General features: G+C 63.4%; 5 protein-coding genes. All 5 read left to right on the top strand.

Features of this window, described 5'->3' with window-relative positions; all coding sequences use genetic code 11:
* Positions 1–102 precede the first annotated feature (102 nt).
* Complete coding sequence (locus tag VBE63_RS23545; RefSeq protein WP_323685454.1) at positions 103–1,290, top strand: Card1-like endonuclease domain-containing protein; 1,188 nt, start codon at positions 103–105, stop codon at positions 1,288–1,290.
* Positions 1,291–1,373: 83 nt separating this feature from the next.
* Positions 1,374–1,664 carry a nucleotidyltransferase family protein gene (locus VBE63_RS23540; protein ID WP_323685453.1) on the top strand — a complete coding sequence of 97 codons (291 nt, stop codon included), beginning with the start codon at positions 1,374–1,376 and terminating at the stop codon, positions 1,662–1,664.
* The gene (locus VBE63_RS23535; protein WP_323685452.1) at positions 1,661–2,014 is read left to right on the top strand and encodes a DUF86 domain-containing protein; all 354 of its coding nucleotides are present in this window, start codon (positions 1,661–1,663) and stop codon (positions 2,012–2,014) included. The genes VBE63_RS23540 and VBE63_RS23535 overlap by 4 nt, the downstream gene beginning before the upstream one ends.
* Before the next feature lie 133 nt (positions 2,015–2,147).
* Positions 2,148–3,212: an RAMP superfamily CRISPR-associated protein gene (locus VBE63_RS23530; protein WP_323685451.1), complete on the top strand. Its 1,065-nt coding sequence runs from the start codon at positions 2,148–2,150 to the stop codon at positions 3,210–3,212.
* Positions 3,213–3,218: 6 nt separating this feature from the next.
* A partial coding sequence (gene cas10 / locus VBE63_RS23525; protein ID WP_323685450.1) for a type III-B CRISPR-associated protein Cas10/Cmr2 occupies positions 3,219–6,152 on the top strand: 2,934 nt, incomplete at its 3' end.

Genomic DNA, 6,152 nt, shown 5'->3' with positions numbered 1-6,152 from the left:
GCGCATCGAGCCCGAGGCGATTCGCTTCGGGTCCATCGCTGAGGCGGTTGGTCCGCACAGCGACGACCGGGCCGCTGAGGATCGGGACCAGGAGGCCGGCGCATGAGTACCCAGGTGGTGCTGGTCTCCGATCAAGTGCTGCAGAACCTGATCCCGATCCTGATGGAACGCCCGGCGCGAGTGTTTCTGGTCCTCACCGAAGAGATGGCTCGGCGCGGTGCCGACCGGCGTCTCACCAACCAACTGCGTGACGCAGACGCACAGCTCATCCGCTGCCTGGGCTGTCCGGATAGCGGCTTTCCGGCGATCCAACACTTCGCCCATCAGGTCGCCGAGCGCGTGCTCAACGTCGACCCCGACACCGAGATCGTGCTCAACGCCACCGGTGGCACCAAGCTGATGTCGCTCGCCTTCGTCGAGGCCTTTCGCGGGCTGGCTAGCCGCATCCTCTACACCGACACCGCCCATCGGCGCATCGAGTACCTGGCTAGCAGCGCCCAGGACGGGCCGGCCTCGGTCCCCGCACCGACGCCGATGAGCAACGTGCTCGACGTGCCCGCCTATCTGCGCGCCCAAGGCTTTCAGTTCCAGCGCGCCGTCTCTGATGATCCGACCTGGACAAGGCTCGCCACAGCGCGCAAGGCCGCCTGCAAGTTCCTTGGCCGACGCATCGCCGACCCGAGCCTGCAGCAGCTGATTGGCAGCTTGAATTATCTGGCCGACAAGGCCCTCGAGCGCTTGCCGGACAGCCGCGATGAGCGTCTGGCGGCGCCGGTGCAATCCTTTCCGCGCCCACCGCGCGGGCTCTGGGCCGAGGCGATGGCGCAGTTGGCCGCCGCTGAGGTGCTCGCCTGGGAGCCCGGCTCGGCGTATTTCCGCTTCACCGACCTGGCCGCGGCGCAGTTCGTGCGCGGTGGCTGGCTCGAGGACTACGCCTATCACGCCGTGCACGATGCCGGTGTGCATGATGCGCGCCTTGGCGTCGAGGGTCACTGGGATCGCCAGGAGGCCATGGCCAACGAATTCGACGTGCTCGCCTGCCACCTGAACCAACTGCTGCACATCGAGTGCAAGACGCTGCGCTACCGCGACGAGAACGATAACGCCATCGCCTACAAGCTCGACAGCCTCGGCGATGACGTCCGCGGGCTGTTCGGCCACACCTGGCTGCTCTCCGCGCGTGAGCCGACCGAGACGCTCATCGCCCGTGCCCTGCGTGCGCGCATCCGTCTGGTGCCGCCGGCGGAGCTGCAACAGCTGCGGGATCTGGTGCGGGAATGGAGTGGGTGATGCCCCGTCAGCCCGGCTTGGTGACTGGCAAGAAACGCTTCAATCGACTGTGCGACGAAGGTTATCTGATGGAGGTCTGGTGAATGCATCCATTTATTGAACAACATCGACGCGCCATCCGAGCGCTCGCCGCGCGACGTGGCATACAAGACGTCCGCGTCTTTGGCTCGATGGCGCAGGGGGAGATTGATGTCGAGCGCCAAAGCGATATCGATCTGTTGGTTTCCCTTCCCGCCGGTCAGAGTGGGCTAGCGTTGGGCGGTTTGCTCATGGACGTGCAGGAGTTGACCAGGCGCAACGTCGACGTTGTCACGGAAGCGAGCCTCGCGCCATCGTTACGTGAGCGGATTTTGCGCGAGGCGCAACCGTTATGACACCGGGAAAGGAGACCGATGAGGCGCTGCTACGGCACATCAAAGAAGGCATTGAGCGGATTCAGGAATACACCGGAGGTGACCATGCGACCTTTGTCAGCTCACATCTGGTGCAAGATGCCGTGATGCGCAATCTGCAAACGTTGGCCGAATCCACCCAGCGTTTGAGTCATCCGATCAAAGCCAGTGAGCCGACGATCCCTTGGCGTGACATTGCCGGGTTTCGCAATGTCTTGACCCACGGCTACCTGGGGCTGGATACCCAGCTCGTCTGGAGCGTGATCGAGCAAGATCTTCCCGGTTTGCACGCCTCTGTTGAGCGCATGCTGTTGCGCGTCACCACGCCATAACCTTCTGCCATCGGGATGATCTGGCCGCAAGGTTGCCGCTCCGGATGACTGAGCGCGATCGTGCCATCCTTGCCGACCAGAGTACTGGCTATCCACGAAACGGACACATCGAACGGACCAAACAAGCAGCCTTATGAAAACGCTCGACTGCAAAATCACCTTCAACACGCCGGCGTTTCTCGGCAATGCCGAACAGAACGGCCAGTGGCGAACACCACCGTTCAAGGCGCTGTTGCGGCAGTGGTGGCGTGTGGCCTATGCGGCTCAGCATGCCAACAACTTGACCATCGAGCACATGCGAGAAGAGGAAGGACAGCTCTTCGGTGTCGCATCAGACAAACGCCACGGCTCACGTCAGAGTCAACTGCGACTCCGGCTCGATCGCTGGGAGCTTGGCGCCCAGAAGGATTGGCGAGGCCTTGAGACAGCGAGAGTCGTCCATCCTGAGGTGACCAATCAGCAGGGCAATGCCGTTGCCGTAGGCGCGCAGCTTTATCTCGGTTATGGTCCACTTGGATTTGCGCAGGGACAGACCGCTCTGAAAAAGAACGCGGCGATCCAGGCCGGCGAATCCGCCACGCTCTCGATCGCCTTCCAGGAGGCTCACGAGCCACTGTTGCAGACGGCGATCTCGCTCATCGATCACTACGGAACCATCGGTGGGCGTAGTCGAAACGGATGGGGTTCTTTCCAACTATCGGCGTCTGACAACACTGTCTCGCCGACCAAAGCTGAGCTTGTCAAGGCGGTTCAGCGTCCCTGGCGAGAAGCCTTGAGACTGGATTGGCCAAATGCGATTGGCATCGACGATCGGCAGAGACCTCTGATCTGGCAAACCAGTCAGTCATTCCCAGACTGGAAAAGCGTCATGCGCCAACTTGCTAAGCTCAAGATTGAGCTGCGGACACAACAATTTCCATTCCATGGCATGGGTGTCCCGCAAGCGCGCCACTGGCTGAGCTACCCGGTGACGCACCACACGGTTCCGGCCTGGGGCAATAATGCTCGCTTGCCAAACAGCTTGCGCTTCAAGGTGCGTGTCACGCTTGATGGAACCCTGCGTGGGCTGATCGTACATGTCCCCTGTTTGCCGCCTAATCAGCCGTTTCAGCCTAATCGGCAAACCGTCGAGAGCATTTGGTCCCGGGTCCACGCCTATCTGGACCAAGCCGAAGTACTGACCCGCACCCCGGAGTAACGATCCATGGATGAAAACAACAACACACTCTGGCAAGCCAAGCTCCATGCCCGCCTGCATGATCCGGCCGAAAAGGCCCTCGTGCTCTTGCGCGATCCTGCCGGCCACGAGGGCGGCACCTCCCGCGCGCTGCAACGGCTGCTCGGGCTGAGCGAGCCTGAGACGGATAGTCGTACTCAAGAAGAGACCAGCAACCTGCATCGCAGGCTGTTTCGTCACGGCGTGCCGAAGGCGCTGTATGAGCAGATCCGGCGCGCCGATCACTGGTCGGCGGCGGCGGATCGGCCCCAGTGGCCGATGCAGGAGATCACGGTCACCACCCGCAGCGGTCAGCAGAAGACCCTCAAGGTCGCCGACTGGGCGCAGGTGCGCTGGACCAAGCAGCCGGTGCTGATCCACCCGCTGACCGGCACGGAGCTTGATCTCGGTCGCCACGGCGGGCTGAGCGACACCGATTTCCACGACATCAAGGCGCGCAGCCAGGCGCACTTCGAGCAGTTGACGCTACGCCAAGGCACAGGTCCAGACGCTGAGACCGACTGGCGTCGCACTCTGCTCGCCTATTGGCGTTTTGGCCCAGAAGTCTCTCAGCACGAGGAGAACGACTTCGGCAAGCTCGGTGAGCTTTGGCGGCTGCTGCCGGCCGATACGCGGGTACCCGATCACAGCATCTGGGATCACCTGGATCTGACCTCGGCCTTCGCCGGCGCCTTTGCGGCCGATCCTGACAGCGAAGTCACCCTCTTGGCGTTATCGATTGGTCCGGTGCAGCCCTTCATTGCCGCAGCACGCTCGACCTCGGATCTCTGGGCCGGCTCGCATCTGCTGGCCCGGCTCGCCTGGGAGGCGATGCGACCGGTCTGCGAAGCACTTGGCCCGGACGCGATCCTGTTTCCACGCCTGCGCGGCGTGCCACAAGTCGACCTTTGGTTGCGCGATCAGTGCGGTTTGCCACGCGACTGGTTCGCTGCCTGCGACTGGTCGAAGGGCGGCACCGACAGCAATCCGTTGTTCTCGGCAGCCTTGCCCAATCGGTTCGTCGCGCTGGTACCGCGCGCTCAAGCGCAAGCCCTCGCCGCGCGGGTTGAGCAGCAGGTGCGCACCTGGCTGTTGACGCTTGGCGAGACAGTGCTCCAGCGGTTGCTGGAGACGGTGGGCATGGCTCAGGTGCCTGACCTGTACTGTCATCAGCAGATGCGCGAGCAGCTCGAAGGCTTTCCGGAGGTGCATTGGGCCGCAGTGCCGTTCTCGCTGATGCGTGAGACGACCAAGGATGGCAAGCGGAGTCTGGACACGAGCGCACTATCCGCCGCCATGGCGCCCTTTTTTGGCGTTCAAGCGGATGAGCCAGCCGGCTTTCTGGCTACCCCTGCCTGGCAAGTGCTGCAGCGCGAGACGTGTTGGCAGGATGGGACCACCTTCTTTGCACCCAATCCAGGGGTGCTCTATCCGGCCGTGTACGACCTGGCCGAGCGCGTGCTGGCCGCCGCCAAGGCGGTGCGTCCCTTTGCCCAGACCAAGCAGCGCGGTTGGCGATGCTCGCTCACCGGCGAGACTGAATGGCTCACCACCGACCCGGCTCAGCTGGCATCCTCCTATCGGCAAAACCCCGAGACACTCTGGGCGCGCATCGCGGAATCCCGTCCCGCATGGGCCAAACCGGGCGAGCATCTGGGAGCGCTGCCAGCGATCAAACGGCTCTGGCCGACGTTATTCGCCGAGGAGGTGGATCAGGCACTCGGCACTGACCTGAAGCGCTTCGTCGTCTCCACCCACAGTATGGCGCTTGCCTACCAGCTCGACCGCTGGCTCGAACGTGGCGGCACCCTGGCTGAGGGCTGTCACGATGCCTTCAAGCGTTATCGGCCGGAGCGCGTCGCCTTGCCACAGCGCCTGCTGCGCCGCCACAGCGGCCATGCTTCGGAAGCGCTCTCGGAGGCGAAACGCTTGGCCGGTCTGCTCGAGACGGCCAATGAGCTCGATGATGCCGACGAGGCACAGCGACTCAAAGGCTTGGTGCGTCGCAGCCTCGCCACAGCCACGCCTGGTGACGCGCCGCTCGAAACCTACTATGCGCTGCTGATGATGGATGGCGACCGCATGGGCGCTTGGCTCAGTGGCGAACAGTCAGAGCATGGAAAAAAGTCAGCGATCAGTTATCGCGAGAGCTTCCACCCGCAGGTCCGCAAAGGCTTTGATCAGCGCGCGCAGGGTGAGCCGCTGCTGGCTCGCTATGCCGAACAGCCTCGGGCCTTATCACCGAACCGCCATCTTGCGATCTCAGGAGCGCTCAACGACTTTGCCCTGAGCGTAGTCCGCCATGTGGTCGAGCGCGAATACCTTGGCCGGGTGATCTATGCCGGCGGTGATGACGTGCTCGCCATGCTGCCGGTCGCCGACCTGCTCCCGGCCATGCAACGGTTACGCGAGGCCTACTCCGGACTGAGTACCGAACAGGAGGCGGATGCTCAGACGGGGCTGCGCCTCGGCAGCGGTTTTGCGTGGCTCAATGGCCGTTTACTCCGCATGATGGGCGAGACCGCCACTGCCAGCTGCGGCGCGGTCATCGCCCATCATCAGGCACCGCTCGGCAGCGTGCTGCGCGCACTGCGCGAGGCCGAGGCGAGCGCCAAGCACGCCGGCGGACGCAATGCCTTCTGCCTAACGCTGATCAAACGCTCCGGTGGCATTCGACGCTTCACCGCCAAGTGGGGCGAACCGGTCGCCGTGCTACAGGCGCTGCAGGGTTTCTTGGCTGAGCCTGGCGTCTCCCGGCGTGCGGTCTACAACAGCCTGGAATGGCTCAAGGACCTGCCTGAGCCCGGTGGTGACCCGAGCATGCTGGCTGAGTTGCTCGGCTATCAGCTCGCCCGTCAGACTGACCGCAAGTCCATCATCGATCATCACGACGTCCCCGGTCTGGCCCGCCGTTTGGCCCAG

The organism is Lamprobacter sp. (assembly GCF_034860625.1).
GTDB lineage: Bacteria > Pseudomonadota > Gammaproteobacteria > Chromatiales > Chromatiaceae > Lamprobacter.
Note: the sequence above shows the minus strand (reverse complement) of the source record. Positions and strands in the feature narration are given on the sequence as shown.

What these genes read in the sequence shown, in the direction of transcription:
- VBE63_RS23535 (WP_323685452.1), top strand. Translation starts at nt 1,661, where the DNA reads ATGACACCGGGAAAGGAGACCGATGAGGCGCTGCTACGGCACATCAAA.
- VBE63_RS23540 (WP_323685453.1), top strand. Translation starts at nt 1,374, where the DNA reads ATGCATCCATTTATTGAACAACATCGACGCGCCATCCGAGCGCTCGCC.
- VBE63_RS23530 (WP_323685451.1), top strand. Translation starts at nt 2,148, where the DNA reads ATGAAAACGCTCGACTGCAAAATCACCTTCAACACGCCGGCGTTTCTC.
- VBE63_RS23545 (WP_323685454.1), top strand. Translation starts at nt 103, where the DNA reads ATGAGTACCCAGGTGGTGCTGGTCTCCGATCAAGTGCTGCAGAACCTG.